At 48.5% G+C, this 20,887-nt stretch carries 16 protein-coding genes; 5 read left to right on the forward strand and 11 right to left on the reverse strand.

Going from position 1 to position 20,887, the window contains the following annotated elements; all coding sequences use genetic code 11:
- Nucleotides 1–9 precede the first annotated feature (9 nt).
- The 3 genes from atpA to U9S71_RS07710 all read left to right on the forward strand — a co-directional run bounded on the left by atpA (nucleotide 10) and on the right by U9S71_RS07710 (nucleotide 4,818).
- The gene (atpA, locus tag U9S71_RS07700; protein WP_326326486.1) at nucleotides 10–1,584 is read left to right on the forward strand and encodes a F0F1 ATP synthase subunit alpha; all 1,575 of its coding nucleotides are present in this window, start codon (nucleotides 10–12) and stop codon (nucleotides 1,582–1,584) included.
- Between the two features lie 105 nt (nucleotides 1,585–1,689).
- Nucleotides 1,690–2,574 (forward strand): ATP synthase F1 subunit gamma, encoded by an 885-nt coding sequence (atpG, locus tag U9S71_RS07705; protein WP_326326488.1) that lies wholly within the window; start codon nucleotides 1,690–1,692, stop codon nucleotides 2,572–2,574.
- A 303-nt stretch (nucleotides 2,575–2,877) separates the two neighbouring features.
- Entirely contained in the window at nucleotides 2,878–4,818 is a 1,941-nt protein-coding gene (locus U9S71_RS07710) for a polysaccharide biosynthesis protein (RefSeq protein ID WP_326326489.1), read from the forward strand.
- A gap of 10 nt (nucleotides 4,819–4,828) precedes the next feature.
- Here U9S71_RS07710 and U9S71_RS07715 read toward each other — a convergent pair whose 3' ends face one another.
- Nucleotides 4,829–5,881, reverse strand: coding sequence for a 3-oxoacyl-ACP synthase III family protein (locus tag U9S71_RS07715; RefSeq protein ID WP_326326491.1), 1,053 nt, complete (start codon nucleotides 5,879–5,881; stop codon nucleotides 4,829–4,831).
- Between the two features lie 72 nt (nucleotides 5,882–5,953).
- Between U9S71_RS07715 and U9S71_RS07720 the strand changes: the two genes are divergently transcribed.
- Nucleotides 5,954–6,235, forward strand: a complete 282-nt coding sequence (locus U9S71_RS07720) for an ATP-dependent Clp protease adaptor ClpS (protein ID WP_326326492.1) — start codon at nucleotides 5,954–5,956, stop codon at nucleotides 6,233–6,235.
- 136 nt (nucleotides 6,236–6,371) lie between these two features.
- Nucleotides 6,372–8,861 (forward strand): TonB-dependent receptor, encoded by a 2,490-nt coding sequence (locus U9S71_RS07725; RefSeq protein ID WP_326326494.1) that lies wholly within the window; start codon nucleotides 6,372–6,374, stop codon nucleotides 8,859–8,861.
- Here U9S71_RS07725 and U9S71_RS07730 read toward each other — a convergent pair.
- The 10 genes from U9S71_RS07730 to U9S71_RS07775 form a co-directional block, all read right to left on the reverse strand.
- A complete protein-coding gene (locus U9S71_RS07730; protein WP_326326495.1) occupies nucleotides 8,858–9,559 on the reverse strand; it encodes a YjjG family noncanonical pyrimidine nucleotidase in 702 nt (233 codons plus the stop codon). The genes U9S71_RS07725 and U9S71_RS07730 overlap by 4 nt on opposite strands.
- An 18-nt stretch (nucleotides 9,560–9,577) precedes the next feature.
- On the reverse strand, nucleotides 9,578–9,715 hold the full coding sequence (locus tag U9S71_RS07735) for a hypothetical protein (RefSeq protein WP_326326497.1): 138 nt from the start codon (nucleotides 9,713–9,715) through the stop codon (nucleotides 9,578–9,580).
- 139 nt (nucleotides 9,716–9,854) lie between these two features.
- Nucleotides 9,855–10,898: an L-rhamnose/proton symporter RhaT gene (locus U9S71_RS07740; protein WP_326326498.1), complete on the reverse strand. Its 1,044-nt coding sequence runs from the start codon at nucleotides 10,896–10,898 to the stop codon at nucleotides 9,855–9,857.
- Between the two features lie 4 nt (nucleotides 10,899–10,902).
- Nucleotides 10,903–11,850 (reverse strand): DUF6786 family protein, encoded by a 948-nt coding sequence (locus U9S71_RS07745; RefSeq protein WP_326326499.1) that lies wholly within the window; start codon nucleotides 11,848–11,850, stop codon nucleotides 10,903–10,905.
- 12 nt (nucleotides 11,851–11,862) lie between these two features.
- On the reverse strand, nucleotides 11,863–12,783 hold the full coding sequence (locus tag U9S71_RS07750; protein ID WP_326326501.1) for a polysaccharide deacetylase family protein: 921 nt from the start codon (nucleotides 12,781–12,783) through the stop codon (nucleotides 11,863–11,865).
- Between the two features lie 9 nt (nucleotides 12,784–12,792).
- Nucleotides 12,793–13,962 carry a Xaa-Pro peptidase family protein gene (locus U9S71_RS07755; protein ID WP_326326502.1) on the reverse strand — a complete coding sequence of 390 codons (1,170 nt, stop codon included), beginning with the start codon at nucleotides 13,960–13,962 and terminating at the stop codon, nucleotides 12,793–12,795.
- A gap of 93 nt (nucleotides 13,963–14,055) precedes the next feature.
- On the reverse strand, nucleotides 14,056–16,422 hold the full coding sequence (locus tag U9S71_RS07760; protein WP_326326504.1) for a hypothetical protein: 2,367 nt from the start codon (nucleotides 16,420–16,422) through the stop codon (nucleotides 14,056–14,058).
- Nucleotides 16,423–16,466: 44 nt separating this feature from the next.
- Nucleotides 16,467–17,543, reverse strand: coding sequence for a DUF4998 domain-containing protein (locus U9S71_RS07765; protein ID WP_326326506.1), 1,077 nt, complete (start codon nucleotides 17,541–17,543; stop codon nucleotides 16,467–16,469).
- A gap of 194 nt (nucleotides 17,544–17,737) precedes the next feature.
- Nucleotides 17,738–18,925: a DUF5000 domain-containing lipoprotein gene (locus U9S71_RS07770; RefSeq protein ID WP_326326508.1), complete on the reverse strand. Its 1,188-nt coding sequence runs from the start codon at nucleotides 18,923–18,925 to the stop codon at nucleotides 17,738–17,740.
- A 64-nt stretch (nucleotides 18,926–18,989) separates the two neighbouring features.
- Nucleotides 18,990–20,870: a RagB/SusD family nutrient uptake outer membrane protein gene (locus tag U9S71_RS07775; RefSeq protein ID WP_326326510.1), complete on the reverse strand. Its 1,881-nt coding sequence runs from the start codon at nucleotides 20,868–20,870 to the stop codon at nucleotides 18,990–18,992.
- Nucleotides 20,871–20,887 lie beyond the last annotated feature (17 nt).

A 20,887-nucleotide genomic window follows, 5' to 3' on the forward strand; every position in this document is an offset into this window, starting at 1 on the left:
ACAAATAAGATGATAGAGGTAAGACCCGATGAAGTATCGGCAATTTTGAGAGAACAATTGTCGAGCTTTAAATCAGAAGCGGAGCTTGAAGAAGTCGGTACCGTACTGCAGATTGGCGACGGTATTGCACGGATTTACGGCTTAACGAAAGTCCAGTCCGGTGAATTGGTCGAATTTGACAACGGATTGCAAGGCATTGTATTGAATCTCGAGGAGGATAATGTGGGTGTGGTATTGCTTGGGAAGTCCGACGAGATCAAAGAGGGCGATACCATCAGGCGTACGCGCCGGATTGCCTCTATCAAGGTAGGTGAAGGCATGTTGGGCCGGGTGGTGAATACCTTGGGTGAGCCTATTGATGGCAAAGGTCCTATTGTGGGCGACACCTACGAAATGCCTATTGAGCGGAAGGCACCGGGTGTTATCTATCGCCAGCCGGTGAATGAGCCGCTGCAAACCGGTATCAAAGCAATCGATGCCATGATTCCCATCGGCCGTGGCCAGCGGGAATTGGTTATCGGCGACCGCCAAACGGGCAAGACGGCGGTGTGTATCGACACCATCATCAACCAAAAGGAATTTTACGATGCCGGCGAGCCGGTATTCTGTATATATGTTGCCGTCGGACAAAAGAACTCCACGGTTGCCAACATCGTCCGCACCTTGGAAGAGCGTGGTGCCATGCCTTACACGGTTGTTGTGGCCGCTTCTGCTGCCGACCCTGCGCCGATGCAGTTTTATGCACCCATGGCGGGTGCCGCTATTGGTGAGTTCTTCCGCGACACCGGTCGGCCCGCATTGATTATTTACGACGATTTGTCCAAGCAAGCGGTGGCTTATCGCGAAGTGTCGCTGCTGTTGCGCCGCCCACCGGGCCGCGAGGCGTATCCGGGCGATGTGTTCTACCTGCATAGCCGTCTGCTGGAACGTGCAGCGAAAATCAATAGCTCCGACGCCATTGCACAAAACATGAACGACTTGCCCGATTCGATTAAAGGGCTCGTTAAAGGCGGGGGGTCGTTGACGGCATTGCCGATTATCGAAACCCAGGCTGGCGACGTATCCGCATATATCCCGACCAACGTGATCTCCATTACCGACGGCCAGATATTCTTGGAATCCAACCTGTTCAACGCAGGTGTACGCCCAGCTATCAACGTAGGTATTTCCGTTTCGCGTGTAGGTGGTAATGCCCAAATCAAGTCGATGAAGAAGGTGGCAGGTACGTTGAAACTCGACCAAGCCCAGTACCGCGAGTTGGAGGCATTCTCCAAGTTCGGATCCGATCTCGATGCGGCTACCAAAGCCGTGCTCGATAAAGGGGTGCGTAACGTGGAGATACTGAAACAAGGCCAGTTCGCCCCGGTGCCTGTAGAAAAGCAAGTAGCGATTATCTATGCCGGTGTGCGGGGATTATTCCGCAGTGTGCCTGTAGATAAGGTAAAGGAATTTGAAGCTGAGTACCTGCAACAGCTGGAGCAACGTCATCCGGAAGTGTTGAAAGCCCTGAAAGAAGGAAAATACAACGACGAACTTACGGGTGTGTTGGAAAAGGTTGCGAAAGAGTTGGCAGATAAGTATTAATAGTTAGATGTAAGACAATAGACAACAGACAACAGACGTGTAAAAGGGAAGCGGGTCTAGTGTCTAAAGTCTAGTGTCTAAAGTCTAGTGTCTAGTGTCTAAAAAATGGCAAACTTAAAAGAAGTAAGGAACCGGATTACGTCCGTCACGTCTACACAGCAGATCACGAAGGCGATGAAGATGGTTTCGGCAGCCAAACTCAAACGGGCAACGAATGCGATTGTTCAATTGCGTCCATATGCTGAGAAGCTTCGGGATATCTTGGCCAATGTGTCTGCCAGTGTGGAAAGTGGAGCGTCGCCTTATACGGTAGACCGTAAGCCCAATAACGTGTTGGTGGTTGTTATTGCTTCCAACCGGGGTTTGGCCGGTGCTTTCAACACCAACGTGATAAAAACGGCCAACCAACTGATAGCCGAGCGGTACAGCGAGCAATTACATGCTGGGAATGTGCGGGTGATCGGCATTGGGAAACGTGCGCAAGATTATTACCTGAAGCGCAACTACCAAGTGGTGGGCAATCATAATGATTTATTCCTGGCGCTTAATTTTGAAAACACCTCCAAGATTGCCGAAGTCATCATGGAAGGTTTTGCCGAAGGAGCATATGATCGGGTAGAATTGGTGTATAACCGCTTCAAGAATGCCGGCGTTCAGATACTGACGACCGAACGGTTGCTTCCGCTATTGCCTACTGCGGAGGTTTCCGACGCATCGGAAACTGCCGTTGATTATATCATTGAACCCTCCAAAGAGGAAATTGTTGAAGAACTCATCCCCAAGGCCATTCGGGTGCAATTGTATAAGGCGGTGCTGGATTCGCACGCCTCTGAGCACGGCGCGCGGATGACCGCTATGGATAAGGCTACCGATAATGCCGGTGAGTTGCTCAAATCCCTGAAACTCTCTTACAACCAAGCACGCCAGGCGGCGATTACCACCGAACTAACAGAGATTGTGAGTGGTGCCGCTGCGTTATCTAACGGATAGGTGATTTCGGGACAAATTGCTTACTAAAAAGGACATTCGATGTCCTTTTTTTGTTCACGGCTACGCGCAGACACAAAATACCTAATATTAGGTATATATTAGCGAAAACAAACCCGCTATATTTGTGTTGTTCTTCACGTAGCATGCGATACCACTCTTTGGCCTGGTTATTGAGTATTTGGAATCGCAACGTGCGTGGGAGATTAATGTGTTTTAATCATTTATCTATATTTATTGTAGCAGTGTGGGGCAAGCTTGGCTGATTTTTATGCCAACAGGTAAGGGCTACATTATCCGGCTTACATGAAAGAACTAATACTTCGCTTCAAAACAGTACCCCGTTGGGCCATATTATTACTGGATCTACTGATATTAACTTGGTCGTTTTCGCTATCTTATTTTATAGCCAAGCAATTTAATTTCCACGAAATAGTACGTGGGCATTTTTTTATCTATACAGCAATGTATAGTGGTATTGCGTTGCCCGTCTTTTTCCTCATGCGTATACATACCGGTTTGATCCGGTATTCGGATACGCGGGATATGTTGAAGATATTTTCTGCGATGTTATTTACGTCGGCAGCGTATCTCATGGTGGTTTTTTTAATCCTCGGACCACTGTTGGGTATTCACGATGCCCAATTGGGTTTGGTGATGCTCATCAATTTTTTCATTGCGACGTCCTTGCTCATCATGCTGCGGATTACGGTGAAAAACATCTATTTCATATTGATGCGCAAAGCACAGGATGTAGATACGGTACGTGTATTGATTTATGGGGCCGACCAGAATGCAGTGATGGCCAAACAGGCCTTGGAGAACAGTACGGAATCGAAGTTTATTATCATTGGCTTTATTGACACCAACCGCAGTAAGTTGAATAGTTATATTGAACGGAAGCGGGTTTACCATGTGAAAGATTTGCCGGCGTTGAAAGACCGGTATGCGATCGATCAGATGATTTTTGTGAAAGATCATTTGGGAAGCCGCGACAAGAAAGTCATCGTAGAACGGTGTCTGCGGCTTGGTATTAAAGTGCTGACCGTCCCACCGGCGTCGGAATGGGTTTCGGGAAGATTGCGGTTGCAACAGATTAAGAATCTTCGTATCGAGGACTTGTTGCAGCGCGCACCGATTAAGATCAATAACGACAAGATATGCGATGACCTGTGCGGCAAACGTATTTTGATTACCGGGGCTGCCGGCTCCATCGGTTCTGAGATTGTCCGCCAGGTATTGCGCTACGAACCCCAGGTGCTTGTGCTCTGCGACCAAGCGGAGTCGCCCATGCATGAGATCCAGCTGGAAATCGAGGAAAAGTTTCCGAGCAGCAATGTAGTGGTGGCCATTGCCGATATCCGGAACCTGGAGCGGATGCATCAGATTTTCAATGACTACCGCCCCGAATTGGTCTACCATGCTGCAGCATATAAACACGTGCCGATGATGGAACGTAATCCCGGAGAAGCGGTGAGCACCAATATCGGTGGCACGAAAAACATCGCCGATCTGTCGATCCTCTTCGGGGTGAAGAAATTCGTAATGATATCTACGGATAAAGCCGTGAACCCCACCAATGTGATGGGAGCCTCGAAACGTATTGCCGAGATTTACACCCAGAGCCTTGATGGTCAACAGTCCTTGCAGTTCGTTGATTCGGCGTCGGGGCGGAGTTCGACGGTGAAAGGTACGCGTTTTATTACCACCCGCTTCGGGAATGTACTCGGGTCGAACGGATCCGTCATCCCCCGTTTCAGGGCGCAGATAGAAAAAGGCGGACCGCTGACGGTGACCCACCCTGAAATCACCCGGTATTTTATGACCATACCCGAGGCCGTGCAGCTTGTTTTAGAGGCAGGTACGATGGGACAAGGTGGCGAAATCTACGTATTTGATATGGGTAAGCCCGTCAAAATCGTTGATTTAGCACGGAAGATGATTCAGCTAGCGGGCTTGAAGCCCGATATCGATGTTGAAATCATCTATACCGGATTGAGAAGCGGTGAGAAGCTGTATGAAGAGCTGTTGAACGATGGTGAAAAGGTGTTGCCTACCCACCACGATAAAATCCATATTGCCCGCGTAAACTCGGTTGACTACGAATACGCCAAGCGTATTATCTATGAGCTTGTTGCATTGAACGAAAGGAAGAACAGCAGTGGCGTGGTTAGGAAGATGAAGGAAATCGTCCCCGAGTTTGTCAGTAAGAACTCACCCTTCGAAGCATTAGACTCGGTGAGTTAAGCACCCCGATTCACCACCTAATCAGTGCGCTTGCCCACGTAAAGCCCGACCCAAAGGCGGCTAGGCAGATCAGGTCACCGGGGTTTATTCTCCCCGCCTCCCAGGCCTCACACAGCGCTATGGGGATAGAGGCAGCGGTGGTATTCCCGTACTTCTGGATGTTGTTGAAAACCTGAGTGTCTGACAACCCCAATAATTTCTGAACATATTGGCTAATCCGTAAATTGGCTTGGTGAGGTACCAATAAGTCGATGGCCTTTTCAGAGAGGTCATTGGCAGCCAATGCTTCTTTGATCACTTCGGGGAACTTAACAACAGCTTTCTTGAATACCGCCGGCCCATCCATATAGGGCAGGGCGGCACCGTTGTCCAGCTGTTCGGCCGTAAGGAAAAGGCCGCCCAATTCCTGGTCGGGAAACGGCGTAGTGTCGTCTTCGCCCAGCCATTTGTTGGCATGGGCTCCCGGATAATACATCGCCAGGAGCTCAGCGTCGGCGCCATCGCTATGGAGATGGGTACTCAGGATACCTTTGCCCTTTTCTTCAGTAGGCTGGAGCACCACGGCTCCGGCACCATCGCCAAAGATGACCGATACGTTACGGCTGCGGGTCTCGAAGTCCATGGCGAACGAATGTTTTTCACTGCCCACCACCAGGATGTTTTTGTACATGCCCGTTTTGATGAACTGGTCGGCTACCGATAGCGCATACACGAATCCCGAACACTGATTACGAACATCCAGCGCACCCACTTCCCGCATACCCATTTCACGTTGCAGCAAAACGCCACAGCCGGGGAAATAATAGTCGGGGCTTAATGTCGCAAAGACGATAAAATCGATATCCTGTGCGGTTGTGCCCGCTCGTTCTATCGCTACCTTGGCCGCTTCGATGGCCATGGTTGTGGTCGTCTCGCCGTACCGGTCGGCGAAACGACGCTCCTGGATACCTGTCCGCTCCCTGATCCATTCGTCGCTCGTTTCCATGAAACGGGTTAAATCTGTGTTGGTGTACACGTTGCTGGGCACGTACATGCCGATACCTGCTATCTTTGAGTGATACATATGAAGCTGTCTAAAACCGGGTTCTTTGATACAATTGTACGGAAATTTTATAAAAAGACGTAACTTTGTATCATGACGGTCGAAACGCAGGAAGAAACCTTTACACTAGATCAGATATTGGCCGCTGTAACCCCCGGTCACCGCTTAATTCTATGGAATGATGAAACCAATACGTTTGATCACGTGATCAACTGTTTGGTTAAGCATCTCCAGTATACAGAAACAGAGGCCGAAGATATTGCGTGGAAGGTGCACAATGACGGGAAATGCGCGGTATTGGAAGGCAGTTATACCGAAGTGGAAGTGTACCGCAAAATACTTAAATCTGAAGGGCTCACGGTAAGCGTGGAGTAACAACTGACATCTTAAGGTAACAATGTACGCGATGCAGCTCACTAGCTGTAATAAAGCGGTTACCATCGGCAGCAGATTACAATAAAAGCACAATCTTTGCAGCCGTATAGATACTATTATATTAGAAAACAAACAGATGAATGCTTCACGGATGATGAGGGAGATTAAAAAATACATTGGGCTATTGCTGGCTTTTGCTTGGCCTTTTTTTGGGTCTGCACAGCAACCGCACGGTACGATATCGGCGGTAGTGATCGACGGTACGTCGAAAAAGCCGGTTGGCTTTGCCAGCGCTGCGCTGCTCACCCAATCCGACAAATCGTACGTGGCAGGGATGCAGACCGTTGAGGATGGCAAAGTCGTTTTTAATGACGTCGACCCCGGGGTTTACGCCATCAGGGTTTCGTACGTGGGCTATGACAATTACCTGCAGGAAAATATAACGGTGGTAGCGGGACAGCGAGCTGACTTGGGTAACCTGTTGCTCAATGCCTCGGGAGAAGTGCTTGAGGAGGTTGTGGTGGAAGGTACGCCGCCACCGATGGAGCTGGGCATCGATCGTAAGATATTCAATGTTGCCCAAAGCACCCTGAGTGTTGGTGGCACAGCCACAGACCTTCTGTCTAACGTACCATCCCTGCAAGTGGATATGGATGGGACCGTTAGTTTACGCGGTTCCAGTAGTGTACGCATCTTGATCAATGGGCGCGAGTCTGCCTTGGCAGGTAGCGATGTGTCGCAATTCTTGCAGGCATTGCCGGCTAATGCCGTGGAGCGGATTGAGGTGGTGACAAACCCATCGTCGAAATACGATGCCGAAGGCCAATCGGGCATTATCAATATTGTGCTGAAGAAAAATACCTACTTGGGCTTCAACGGTTCGGTAAATGCTTCCGGCGGGTCCTATAACAATTATATGGCTGGCCTTAACCTCAATTTTCGGAACCGGAACTTCAACTACTACGGTGGTTATACGTTCAACCGCCGGAATATGATGGGCGGAGGTGTAAATAACACCGAGATTCTGAGTAATAACAGCCAAACCAATAACGTGAGTGAAAGCGCACGGCTAGGCCTCAATCACAGCGTTCAACTAGGCATGGATTATTACCTGGGCGAGAAGACATTGATTGGCTTAGCGGGTAACCTGAGCCTGCGTGGTAATGACCGTAACGAAGATTTATTTTACCAGTACCTCAACCACCCCCAGCTATCGGGCAACAGCAGCAGGTACTCCCGCCAGGATGAAGATGACCTGGGATATGAGGTTGCATTGGATGTGAAGCGCGAATTCCAGCGCGAAGGGGAGGAGCTGTTGGCGAACTTCGCCTTTGGGTACGACGGTGAAGAAGGCGTAAATAGGTTTAACCAAGACTATACGACGCCCCCGGAGGAAATGTATGAGCTTATGCGCATCAATGACACAGAGGAAGATGGCCGAAACATGAATATCCAACTGGATTATGTCCTTCCTTTTGACGATAACCATAAATTCGAAACGGGTTACCGCACCACCGTGCGCAGTAGCTTAGAACATCAGTATTCACGGGTAGATTCTACCAACGGCCTGCAGCCGGATTACTCGGTAAGCAACGATTTTGATATGACCAGCAGCGTACACGCGTTGTATGCCAATTACCAGAACAAGCTCACCGATAATTTGGGTTATCAGGTAGGGCTCCGCGCCGAACAGGCCTATCTCGATACGGAGCTGGGGCTGCTCACACCGGGATTGTCTGAAGAGGATCGTACCTCGACCGGCCGGTTGGATTATTTCCGCTTGTATCCCAGTGTGTTTTTAACGCAGGAGTTTGGTAACAAAAACCAGGTGCAACTTAGTTATACGCGCCGCGTAAGCAGGCCCCGTGGTTGGCAGGTGAATCCTTTCGTGGATGTGTCTGATAACCTGAACCACCGCCAAGGGAATCCCAACCTGCTGCCCGAGGATATCCATTCGTTCGAGCTGGGTTACACGAAAACATGGCCGTCGTTATTGGTTACCTCGTCGGTGTACCATCGGATGGTAAACGATGTTACCCAGCCCATCATCCGCGAGGTAGATGAAAATACCGGCGTTACCCTGATGCAATGGCAAAATATAAGTCGGAATGAATCGACCGGACTAGAACTGATTTCGCGGGTGGACATCTCTAAAAAGTGGGACGTTATGGCCAACGTAAATGCCTACCACACCCGTTTCCAGGGCAGTGAGGAATTTGATATCGACGGTTCTGAAGGTTTCAGCTGGAATGGTAATGTGATGACGAATTATCGATTTACCCCGATATTTTCGCTGCAGGCCAGGTTTGATTACCGCGCTCCCCGTATCATGGCCCAGGGGAAGACGATTGAAAACTATGTAATCGATGCGGGGCTGAAGCTCGATGTGTTGAATCGCAAAGGCAGCATCATGTTCAATGCCCGAGATCTCTTGAACCAACGTCGGTTTGGCGGATTTACCACCAGTAACGGCGTGCATCGTTACTTTGAGCACCGATGGATGCGGCGGACGTTCACGCTTTCATTCAGCTATCGCTTTGGCGACCAGACCCTCAAGCGTGAGGATCGCAAACGTAACGAAGGTATGGAAGACTTCAGCGGTGGCGGCGGTGAACAGCAGTTTTAAAACAGTTGTTTCAGCTCATCTAGTGTATTGATGCTTTGCTTGATGTCTGAAGGTACTACCGCGTTGTTAGGATTGAAATAAATAGCGTCCATTCCGACATTCTGGGCACCTCTGATGTCTGCATCCAAGCTATCGCCAATCATTACACTGTTTGCTATGGTCGTGTTGGCATTGCCAACAGCATGATGAAAGATTTGCGGATGTGGTTTATGTACGCCCACGACCTCCGATATCACGATCGTTTTAAAATATTTTTTCAGGTCGCACGTGGTGATTTTGGTCTCCGAGGCATCACCGAATCCATTGGAGATAAGGTGTAGCGTATATTTTTGCTGCAGGTAAGCGAGCGTTTCGTGCGCATGCGGGAAGAGATTGGTTTTTTGGGGGCATAACCGAAGGTAGTCTTCCTCAAAAGCCGCAGGGAACCATTTGGGGTCGACGCCGAACTCGCGGAAGGTGTCTGCAAAACGCGCCACGCGGAGTGCGGCTTTGGTAATTTTACCATGATGGTATAGTGCCCACAGTCGGTGGTTATTCCGGTTGTAAGTGTCGATAAATACCGGGGCAGACTCGATTCCGAAGCTGCCGAAACGATAGGTGTCAAACAGCTCCATCAGCGTTTCCGCAGCGTTCTTCTCGAAATCCCAGATGGTATGATCCAGGTCGAAGAAGATATCCGTTTTGCCCGTGTGCTGCATGGGGCAAAGATAGCTATTCTACCGGATATGGAGCTTTCGCAGCTGTTCACGTATGTATTTCCCCGCAGGTGTGAGTTGTTCCGGGGTCCAGTTGCCCGAGATGGGCGCGCCGGGGGCAAGTATGGCGGTGGTTTCATCCTTAAAAGCGTGCTTCACGCTTGGCTTTTAGGATAAATCGGGAAATTTTGCTCTGGAGTCAGAATTATTTAATGATTATGGCTTGGGGCATCGTATTATGGATGAATAACTCGCTGACTTGACCAAATAATTGGTTACGGGAGCGACCTTTGGTTTACTATATTCCTGCCAAATGATTACCACCCCCGATGCAAATGACGGCGAAAACAAGGAGAATAATGCCGGCCCATAGAAACCGAAGCGTTCGCTTGCCCACCAATTTCCATTCTTTCAACCATAGCCCCCACAGATTGCTGAAAATAATAATCGCCGCCATGTGGAGGCTCCAGCTTGCGAAGTCGTATTGCCCCATCTTGGTGGCACCTATGCCATAAAAGAAGTATTGGCCATACCACATTACGCCACTGAGTAGCGCCAAAAAATAGTTGCGCACCTGTATAGATTTGGGATTATTCGTAAAATCCGAATAGGTCCGATTTTTGACGGTTTGAATGACGGAATAAACTGCATTGGTGGTGAAACCTCCAGCCAGCGCAAACACAAATATAGGGATGTTCATGAATACAACAGCGGTTCCGGCACTTACTGCTTCACGCGCAATTGGTTCTCCTGCGTTGATTGCGAGTGCCATAAAAGCGCTCATGACGCCCCCAAGAATAGCCATCGTTAGCCCCTTAACGGCGGAAAACTCCTTGACGGCTTCTTTTTTTTGGTCTCCGTTTAATTCGGCGTCTTTCAAAACGCCAGCATAGCCACAGAGACCGATGCCGACGACGGTCAAGATAAATCCGACTAGTATGATAATCCCGGGAAGGCTTGACACCAACATGCCCATTTTACCATCGAGGTAAGCGGGAACCAACGTTCCAAAGATGGCACAGACACCCAAGGAAATGGATTGACCAAGCGATAACCCCAGATATCGTAAACCTAGACCCGACATCAGGCCGCCAAATCCCCAAAGTGCGCCGAAGAAATACGTCCACCATTTGCTGTCTGCCGGACTTCGTCGCAGGGTGTCAAACAAATCGGTGGTCGTTACCCATCCGCCGATCGTAGGCATAATTATCCATGCAACGAACCCCAGGACTATCCAATAAGTGCTCCATGCCCATTTCCGGACCCTGCTGTAAGGTACATAGAAACTAGCGGACGAAAACCCGCCAATGGAATGAAATATAATACCTATAAGTTGTTCCATGAATTCAATTGTTAATAACGTATTTCGTGTTAACCGATACACAAAGCGTCGTGCCCGGAAATATGATATCGGGGCAACCCCCCACGGCTTCTATTTCCATAAAGCCATTCGAATCGCTATATATGCTGTAACGAACGCCCCGCGGATCGGGAGGAACTGATGGTGGAGCGTCGCTAATGTCGATATAGGACTGCCCAGCAGCAAGCGCCTCAGCTTGGCGATGGACAAACAGATTGATCGATGGATTTCGGAAGGCAATCCAGGGTACGATTTTATCTAGGCCGATCTGGAACCGCTCATTACCTTTTGTGGGAACGTAGCAATATGACGCATCAAACCTACGCTGATCGTTGACCGAATGATCATACAGGTCCCACATCGCCGACGCGTCGTAGGAAGGAAAAAACACTTCACAACCGTCGTCACAGTTAAACTGGCAGAGCGTCCATGGCGCTAACAGAACTTCGGTTTTGGAGAGCGCTTGCGTGCCGCAATACGTGATACACTCCCGCACGTTAACGTCGATAGCGTTCAGTGCAGGCAGGATGCTTATTTGCCGTTCGAATACCGTCGGTATTCCTTTTCCTTGGTTGTTAACCAAATCTATTTCACTCATGATGGTTGCACGATTTCCACCGCTTTCACCCACCTGAAAGCGTGCAAATCGGATTGCGGGCGGCACGCGCCATTGACCTGTTGCATACTGATAACCGCATGCCGTACCTTCCGGCGCCGGCCAAAGCCCGTCGCCTCCTGGATTTACGTATTGGCTACTCGTGCGCTCCGCAGAAATAGCGTGGGTATTCACCCGATTAACAATTTGTCCGTTCAACACGGTAAACAGCCGGCCTTCCAGATCTAGCGCTGCGATAACGCCGCTGTTCTCGTTTCCAATGATATGAATCCGTTTTCCTGCATTTTTAAATGCAGCTATAAGTTGTGTGGCCTTCATGATATCGAGCGACTAATATTCCTTCGTTAACGCAGAAGCAGTAAGGAACCGGCCTCCGCCCTTCTTGAGCAATCCGCATAAGACGTCCAGCTGCTTTACCGCGACCGGGCCGCAGTTCTCAGTAATGAAAGATAGCGGGGTAACACTGCATTCACCGAAATCAATCGCTCCCTGAGGCATGGGAAAGAATTCCCAGGGGTGCAGGTAAAAGCAAAGGACCGGGCGCTCTCCGGTCGAGTTCACGTAGTCGACGAATCGCTCCGCTTGATCCATCATATATGACGCGGACTTCGTCCGATACAACGGCCATTGATCGCGATCGCGTTGGTAGGGGTCCTTAGTCTCCATACTCATATCGCAGAAATTCGGGATTTCGAGCAATTTCATATTACCCCGTTTCGTCCAATCGGTCGAAGAGGGGTGATAGGGCGTTAAAGGTTCGCCATAAAAGTATAATGGCAACGAGGCATCGGAAACGTACCCGAGCTTTTCAAGTACGTTCGCTACCGTGGTGCTCCCCCATAATCTTGGGCAGCGAAAACTTACCGGCTGCGTCCCACAAATGTCTTTTATTATCGAGGTTGCCCGCACTAGCCGCCCTTCTACTTCCGACTCGAGGATGGGCCAGTTGTTGGGCAACGGAAAGATAGGATCGCCCAGTGTCTCGTGAAATAATCCGTGACAACCTGTTTCGTGCCCTAAAGAATGTATACGGCGTACGATATCTGGATTCGTCTCTGCAGCGTGCCCCGTCCAATAAAATGTGGCGGGAATTCCGTGCTTTTCCAACACAGAAAGAAGGTGGTCCGAACCATATTTTACGCCTTCATAAAATGGGGTATAAGACCCAATGTCTGTCTCCATATCAAAACCAAGAACGACATCAAAGGTTGTACTATCGATTTCAGAATAATTAAATGTGTTGGTCTTCATCGTTGTGAATTAATCGTTTAGGAATAATGCATCCATCATCGGGCTAAGCGGTACGGGGCCGTCGGCAGTTATTTCATAGCCGGTCTCGATGCGCACACCATGGAATTCCGGATGCCCGAAGAAGCTAATGTCTATGCACACCATCATGCCTGGCTGGAGTACGTCGTTACTTTGCGGACCGAAGAAAGGCGACTCCGCTTCGTGGAGCCCGATCGTATGAACAAATGGGCATACCAAATAGGGGGAGAGCTCCAGCTGGTCAAAGAAAGCCCGCGCAGGCGCATCGATTTCCCTACCGGTTTTACCCACAACCAGTTGCGCTTTGGTCAAGCGGAAAGCCTGCTTTAAATGTTGGATGCAAGATTTCTGCCGGTCTGTATAATTACCATCCGCGGCAATTACATCGCCAACCACGCCAGCGTAGCCATTTACTTTCGGCGAAATGCCAACCATCACCAATTCACCACCCACGATAGGCTTGATACTCGCGGTAGGTACGACGGCATTGGATCGCGTGCCACTCCCGACGATGGTGCTGAACCCGAAGCCGCTTGCACCCCGGCTGCGAGCGGCGTGCTCACCAGCGGCGGCTATGTTGATTTCCGAAACACCGGCCTTTATCTGTTCTTTCATTGCGTGATAAGACTGATCGGCTAAGCGGAAGGCCGCGCGGATTTGTTCGCGTTCCCAACTCGATTTCGTATAGCGAAGTGCCGTGTATGCCGGAGTGATATCAACCAGCTCCACGCCGGAAAACCCTTCAGCTAACTGCCGATAGCACCCGAACGGCATACGGTCGCCACCAACCAAGCCAACGCGCTTTACCGTACCCAAAAGCGCGTTGAGCTCAGCGAACAGCGTGTGGAAATCGATTATTATGGCGTTCGGATATTCTTCATCAGGCACCATAAATACCGGAAAATTTCGCGTGTCCTTAATCGCACTATCCAGTTTTGCGAAAGGCTCACTTTCCGGGCCACCCAATATCATCGGACTTCCCGTCTTGGGCACTAGGACCGCACCGCTTTCGAATTGTGGACACCACCCGGTCAGGTACCAACCGTTACCGATGTTAAACTCGTCGTAATAAATCAATGCGACGTCCACATCGCTTTCGGATAAGATGTTTTTGACTTGCAAAACCCTAGCATCGCTTTCTTTTTGAGTTAGATACATCATACTTTTTGGTTTATAAAATGAAACAGATATCCCCACTTGGACATATACATAAGCCCATTTAGGGAAAGATTACAGAAAAAAGTGTTTAAACGATTACCCTTTTTTGATACCAGCTAACCACTCATCTAACAGATATCGGCAGTTTAGCACCTTCTCTGCCAGATCCGCAGGTATATAAAAATAATGATTAGACGCTTCAAAGCCTAACGTCGAGTCTTTTCTTTGCAATGCCAGCATCCGCTTGGCCAACTGGATTTCGCTGTTCAGGATTTCTTCTGTCGCAACAATGGTCTGTTGACGAGTCGCCTCACTATCGGCGTTTAGCTTATCCCTCAACGTTACGAATGTCGCCTGATTGGCGACGCTTCTGTAATGAATTGCCACGGTCTCGGCCACACGCAGTTCCCGTTGCAGGGCAGGCCTGTGTTTTTGCCTGACTTTAATCGAGTTCAGTTCCATATTCAACTCCGCTAGGGTCTTGTCAAAACCATCGGCGATTTTCAGCAATTGGCTTATGAAAACATCCATGGGGTAGTTCCCGGCCCATTTGGCGATGTCATCATAAGGGATGCCCACCATGGTGGCGGCGTAATGCGTCTTATCTCTCCATAAAAGATTTGCGGGCCCCACCTGAAAAGGTGCGAAATACAACCCGGGGCCGAATGGAAACTCGCGAAATGCGGCACTGAATTTTTGCCATGCACGCACGACCGCAGGGCTGGCGGCTCCATATCGCCGGTTAGCTACCAATTGCATGGCGGCCAAGGGGGACAATTGTGGGTCGCGGCCGATAACGGAAACCACTTCGAGGTTCGGCGACGGGAACCCGCCTAAGCTCCATCCCAACATAACGCCATCGACGTCGAGATCCCGTAGATTCGCTGCATGTGTGGCTACATTTTCAAGTACAGGGATGTAAGGTATCGCAGCAATTTCCCAGGAGTTGTTTGCCTGAATTTTGGCAATCGTTTTTAACCCGCTTTCTTTTGCGATTTTCCAGTGCCGTGTTGCCCGCGGGCCCGGTCCGATGACCGACAGCGAATACTCGCCAATGCCGCTTCTAATGCCACCCCGCTCGATCTCCATATCCCACTCGCTGACGCTCATAAAACGTATTTCTTTGTTGAGCTTCGGAATCAGATCTTCCGCCCAATCGTTGAGCCACCCCCAATCCCACGTAATTAAGTGAGGCTTTTCCACCATCCGGCTTTTTGGGTCACGCCGATATTCGGATATGCCCTTATCGATGCCTTGATGATAAAGGTTGTTTAATTCAGCGATGACCTCGGCGGGCTTACGTTTGCTACAGCGTGGACATTCACCCCCTCGGTAATGGGACCAGCAATTAGTCGGGTTTTCAGAGGCGGATATTGAGAAAAATCCAGCTATACCCGGCACGGTCTTCGTAATGAGCGCAATAGAATCGCTGATGTACCGCTGCACATCGGGATGGCTTGTACATAGTGACGCATGGCCCCCATTTGTAATCCCTTTCAAATCCGGATACTTCTCAAAAAAGCTCAATGGCATATTCCGGGGTTCATTCAGATATAAGTAAATTCCAATACCAAATTTTTCGGCTCTTTCAACCAACTTCGCTAAGTTTCCCAGTCGCTTTTCGTAATTCACACTGATCTCTGGCGCCCATGGGAATGGGGCGAGTGTGGATAATACGATATGCATCCATGTACTGTCCATACCGGAGTCAGCCATTTTCTGAAGATAGCCATCCGGATACGAATTTATTTCAGGATTAAGGAGCGGATCTCCGAATAACGCATAATACGCGTAACCAAACCGAGGGCTGAATTGGTTTCGGCCCTGGTCTATGGGCTGCGCGTTTTTACTGGGTTCCGAAAGCTCGTTTACAAAAGAAAATAAGGGTTGATTTTGAACAGGCATTCCTTCCGGAAATTCTCTCTCAATGGCGGTGTTCAACCGTGCTGAAGCATGCTGCACGTCTTGCGTAACGTGTTCATTATAATAAACAGGTTCACATATGGGTTTATGGCTACCGAGTTTGATGTAGAAAAAATCGTCCTCTTGCAAAGTGAATGTGAGTTGCTCTTCCGTCCAGCCCAGTAATTCCAGCAGTTGTGTTCTAGGCAGGATATGCCAGTTGCACCGGATAATCGTGAGGTAGCTGCGTTTGAGCTGATCTTCGGAGATGGGGTGGGGGTTGCGCAGCCCCATTTGCTCGCCGAGTTTGCGGATCGCTTCCGGACTTGCTTTCACCACTGCGGCAAGGCGTTCTAGCGGCACGAGCGTCCAGTTACGCCATATAAAAGCGTGCAAAGTACTCGGAAAATGCCAGAGACGGAGGGCCGTACCATCTTGAACATGCGTGGCTCGCGCTCGGAATGGCACCGAAAAGTTGAGAAATACGCCGGACATCAACAGCGAGCTTGCCTGAATGAAACCGCGGCGTGAAAAATTTGATGGATTTTCTTTCCTATTCATAAAATGATCGTTTAAATCTAGTTAAAATGTTCAGGTAATCATGGTTATTCGTATCCAAATACTGAAAACTCGGCCAATGTGGCGAAAAAATACAGTCCCTTGGTGCCGACAATCCGGATATGTCTCACCTCGGGGAGGCCGCTCACGAGGAATGACTGGGCTTCGTTTTTCTGCTCTAAGCTATATGATCCATAGCTTGACCACGATACGCCATCTATACTTCCCTCAATCCGAAAATCGCGCAACCCTTCGGTATTGTTTTGGCGGCCGGTAAGCTCGACTCTAGTGAGCGTAAGGGCTTTTTGCATGTCAACAACAAACCAGTGTGGATAGTCGGGTTGTGCCCCGCCGGTATATTGGGTGTGCCAAAACGTGTTAATATCATCATCTATCAGGAACGTTGACGGCCCACCGCCGCGGACAAGTTCTGCAGTGGGTTCATAGGAGCTGGCCATGATTGTCCAATCGGTCTTGTCTACTTCACGAGATATATCGGTAACCAGTGAAAACTCAGTATAAAATGTATCAATTGCTGCTGAATCCGGCAGAAATAAGGTCCTATATTCGTAGTTGCTGCCCTTTTTCAAATCGGTGATATAGGTTATCGCCTCATCCGTCGCAATCCGAATAGTCTTGGTGGCGTTAAACGCATCCGTATATTTAATCTCTGTCGCAAAGGCGCCATTTTGTATGTCCGCAGTACCCCAATTTATCATTAAATCATCATTGGAAACTACTTCCGAATAATTTCTGATTTGAGGCAGAAGGCTTTCTTGATAACTGATTCCAAACGATCTTGCAATTAATTCTACCGGAACTGACGAATTGCCTTGCTCATCATATGTTTTAATAATGAACGAATAGCTTTTATCAGCTAAATGATCGATGATAATCCGTGTGGTGTCCACAGGGTCGGTGAGGTCTACATGGATAGAATCAGCAAAATTATCCCAAAATATACGTGCCTCGATTACGTTGGGATCCGCAACGCGGGGTATGGATATCATGACCCGATGATGTCCACTCTGGATTACCGGATTATTGATTTTGCCCACGTATGTAATCCCTCCGGGAACAAGGAACTGCTTAAACGTGCTGTCATTCTTCTGGCAACTAATCATTATTATTGACGCAATTATAATTGCCAATACCTTTATACCATTGATTTTCATATTTGTTCTTTAACGGTGATGAAGCGATCAGATTTTCACAAGCACTTATTTTCTCGATTCAAGAACTCGCAGGCTTGTTTTATTCATCCCGCGGTGCGCGCCGCAAAATCATGATCGTTTCATACATTCATTTAATAAGTGAATTAATCGATAACCTGCCCCCAAAAGGAGAGTTCAGAGATGACCACCTGGCCTGATGAGCCGTACGTTTCAAGTGTTTTAAAGCGGATATAGCGGAATGGGAGCGTAGAGTTTTCCAGCTCAAAATCTTCGCCATTGAAATGCCCATAATTTTTGTCGTCGTCGTTGGTCTGCCCAAGGGGTAGGCCGGACGGTTTAAACGATTTAAAGTCGCCCAACTTTGTCCAGTTGTTCCACCCGCCATCCGGGTCGGGATTATTTGACCCCCACAGTTCGAACGTCTTCACTGCTGAACCACTATACAAGAATAAGTTGGATACCTGATGCGCCTTGAACCGGCTAATAACAACATTTCGTCCCAAGTCAATGGTAAACCATTGCGGTAGGGTAGAATTATTTGACGAGGAGAAAAGTCCATACCAGTCAATATCCGTGTCCCACAGATTACTAATCGGATAAATCGGTTCTGCAGGCTGCCACGTATCAGTTGGTAAACGGACTTCCGCAAACTTATCAGTGGGTATCGGTTCTTCAAATAACGGCGTTAGCGCCTTGACTAATGTGTCTGACTTGTTTTGCCAGCGATCCCGTACATACACCGCGAAGTTCATTTCGTCTGGGTCATAGCCTCTAATCGAAAACTTTCCCTCGTTCGCTCCGGTATAGAAGGTATTTATCTCTGCCCAGGTGTTTTTTCCTGTGGTGTCAGCGATGACGACCAGCGCTAGGTTGGCTTCGGATTCATTTATAAAGCTCACATTAATGCCGCCAAATGTGGCACTGAGCTCGAGGTTTTGGAAAACACTGACAACGGGGGGAGTGAGGGGGCGAACAGTAATGGTAATCGGGTTGGAAGATTTTCCATTTTTGCCCACACTAAATATATTCACTTCGTGATCATCGGTATCCCCAAAACCATCCAATTTCAGTGTGTCTGTAAAGCGCGACGCTGTTGTTTCATGGACCACACCCTGTTGTGTTTCATAAACTGCTTTGACAAAGGATAAATTGGGGTCTTTGGGTATTTGGTAAGTGACGAGCGCTCCGCCCGGCGTGGCTTTAACAAGCACGTCACTGATCTGGGCCGGGGCGGGTGCTTTAGCGTCGGTATAGTCTGGCCGTTCTTCTTTCGAGCAACTGAAAAAAAGAAGGATATTCAATATAGTTGCGTAAATTAAGATATGTTTCATCTGAATGATTTTAAGATTATGTGCGTCCTAACCCAGCTTTTCGAAGTGGAATATTGACGGGATTTCATTGCCATCCTAAATTTTGAACCAAATTCCTGTTTACCGTTAACATACGTTCACTAAGTGGCAGGAAATAGTCTTTCGTGCCGAACGACTGGTTAAAGACCACGCGGGGTATATAATACGCGGAAACACTTTCCTGCGATAGATTCCAAGATTTGATTGCCGTATTCAGTACGTCTGGCGCTATTTTCCACCGCCGCAGGTCCCAGAACCGTTGTCCTTCAAAGGATAATTCTATTAATCGTTCGCGCTGGATGATCTCGCGCATCCCGTTCTGGGTTGTGAACTTAATGGGATTGGTGGAAAAATTGCTCCACGAATCCTCCACCGAATTAAGCCCCGCACGACTGCGGATCTGGTCGACATAATGATAGACTTCATCTCCTGGGCCAGAAACCTCATTCAACGCCTCTGCATACATCAGATACAAATCAGCTAAACGTATAATAGGCCATGGGTAAGAATTTACCGAATAGCTGGTGAGGCTAATGACGTTTTGATAGTGTATGACCTTTTTGATAAAGTAACCGGTAACGGTCCCTACATTATCTCTTATCGTGCCGTTTCGTTGTTTGAACTTCGCTTCGATATGCAACAACTCGGAGACCTTATCGTCATCATATTTACCCTGACCATACCAGATACCACCATCGAAACCTAAATTGGCATAGAACCTCGGCTCCCTGTCAAAATGTAGCGCCGCGGTTGTATAGTTTTGTTTGATATACAATTTATCTTTCTCCTCACTGGTTCGCAAATTATACCGATTATCATAGGCCCACGTTTTGTCTTCCGCGATCGGCACGCCATTGGCCGAGTAAAACATCTCGGCAATTTTAAGCGTTGGCGAGAACAAGCCTGTCATTCTAGGGTTGTCTAGTGTCAATGGATCAAGCCAGGTGGTGGCTAATCGTTGAAGGTTATCTGTGTCTGTTTGTGTGTTTCCCCAGATAATTTCACTGTTCCATCGTTCACATACCGCATTTCTAATGCTCATCTGCGTATTTATCGTATCGGAGAGATTGTATTGCTGAAAGGATTGCTCGAATTCATAAAGTTTTATCCCCACAGAATGGCATAAATCAATGGCTTCTTTACATGCATCGGCGGCAGCTGTCCATTTATCTGCAGAGTAAGTTGGGTCGAACAGATCACTTCCATCGATGTTTTTAAAGTTTGCATAATCTGTATTGCCGTTGAACAATGGACTCGCGGCAGTTACGAGTACTTTCGCCTTCAATGACAAACAGACGGGACGGGTAATACGCCCCATTTCGGCGGCTGGATCATTGATGATATCGGGTAGATAAGGGGCCGATTCATCAAGTAGTTGAACGATATAATTAAAGGTAGTATCGACATGCTGCCGCATGAATTTAACATCGGTTGCATCGATGGCGACGTTTTCGTGTACAGTGACAATCGGCCCGTACAGCCGCATCAGATAAAAATGATAGTAGGCTTTCAAAAACGTAACTTCGGCTTTCCAGCGGCGTTTGTCTGTTTCGTTCAGGTCTGGAACTTGATCAATATTTTCGATAAAAATATTACAGTTTCTTATCCCCTGATACAGCTGACCCCAATGGCCATTGCCATACGGATTTACGACATTCTGAAAACCTCTCGCCACATTGAAATAGTAATTCCCGATGTTGGGATGAATCCACAGTTCATCGCCCCCTGTCATCGCGATATCCAAGTTTATATCGCCATCGCGAGGAAGGTAGGAGTAGCAGGTGAAAAGAAATTTTTCAGCCTGTGTGCGTAAGGTAAATGCATTTTCAATCGTCGCTATGTTATCCGGTATAACGTCGAGGTATTTGCTGCATGACATGAATGTCAGCGTAGAAGCAAATATGATGACGTAGATGAGCTTATACATGTTAAATGTTTTGCGTA

Source organism: Parapedobacter flavus, assembly GCF_035818675.1.
Lineage (GTDB): Bacteria > Bacteroidota > Bacteroidia > Sphingobacteriales > Sphingobacteriaceae > Parapedobacter > Parapedobacter flavus.

Excerpts from the sequence above, each read along its gene's own strand:
- U9S71_RS07710 (WP_326326489.1), top strand. The coding sequence starts at position 2,878 with ATGAAAGAACTAATACTTCGCTTCAAAACAGTACCCCGTTGGGCCATA.
- U9S71_RS07755 (WP_326326502.1), bottom strand. The coding sequence starts at position 13,962 with ATGATGTATCTAACTCAAAAAGAAAGCGATGCTAGGGTTTTGCAAGTC.
- U9S71_RS07750 (WP_326326501.1), bottom strand. The coding sequence starts at position 12,783 with ATGAAGACCAACACATTTAATTATTCTGAAATCGATAGTACAACCTTT.
- U9S71_RS07745 (WP_326326499.1), bottom strand. The coding sequence starts at position 11,850 with ATGAAGGCCACACAACTTATAGCTGCATTTAAAAATGCAGGAAAACGG.
- U9S71_RS07770 (WP_326326508.1), bottom strand. The coding sequence starts at position 18,925 with ATGAAACATATCTTAATTTACGCAACTATATTGAATATCCTTCTTTTT.
- U9S71_RS07765 (WP_326326506.1), bottom strand. The coding sequence starts at position 17,543 with ATGATTAGTTGCCAGAAGAATGACAGCACGTTTAAGCAGTTCCTTGTT.
- atpA (WP_326326486.1), top strand. The coding sequence starts at position 10 with ATGATAGAGGTAAGACCCGATGAAGTATCGGCAATTTTGAGAGAACAA.
- atpG (WP_326326488.1), top strand. The coding sequence starts at position 1,690 with ATGGCAAACTTAAAAGAAGTAAGGAACCGGATTACGTCCGTCACGTCT.
- U9S71_RS07720 (WP_326326492.1), top strand. The coding sequence starts at position 5,954 with ATGACGGTCGAAACGCAGGAAGAAACCTTTACACTAGATCAGATATTG.
- U9S71_RS07760 (WP_326326504.1), bottom strand. The coding sequence starts at position 16,422 with ATGAATAGGAAAGAAAATCCATCAAATTTTTCACGCCGCGGTTTCATT.
- U9S71_RS07715 (WP_326326491.1), bottom strand. The coding sequence starts at position 5,881 with ATGTATCACTCAAAGATAGCAGGTATCGGCATGTACGTGCCCAGCAAC.
- U9S71_RS07740 (WP_326326498.1), bottom strand. The coding sequence starts at position 10,898 with ATGGAACAACTTATAGGTATTATATTTCATTCCATTGGCGGGTTTTCG.
- U9S71_RS07730 (WP_326326495.1), bottom strand. The coding sequence starts at position 9,559 with ATGCAGCACACGGGCAAAACGGATATCTTCTTCGACCTGGATCATACC.
- U9S71_RS07775 (WP_326326510.1), bottom strand. The coding sequence starts at position 20,870 with ATGTATAAGCTCATCTACGTCATCATATTTGCTTCTACGCTGACATTC.
- U9S71_RS07725 (WP_326326494.1), top strand. The coding sequence starts at position 6,372 with ATGAATGCTTCACGGATGATGAGGGAGATTAAAAAATACATTGGGCTA.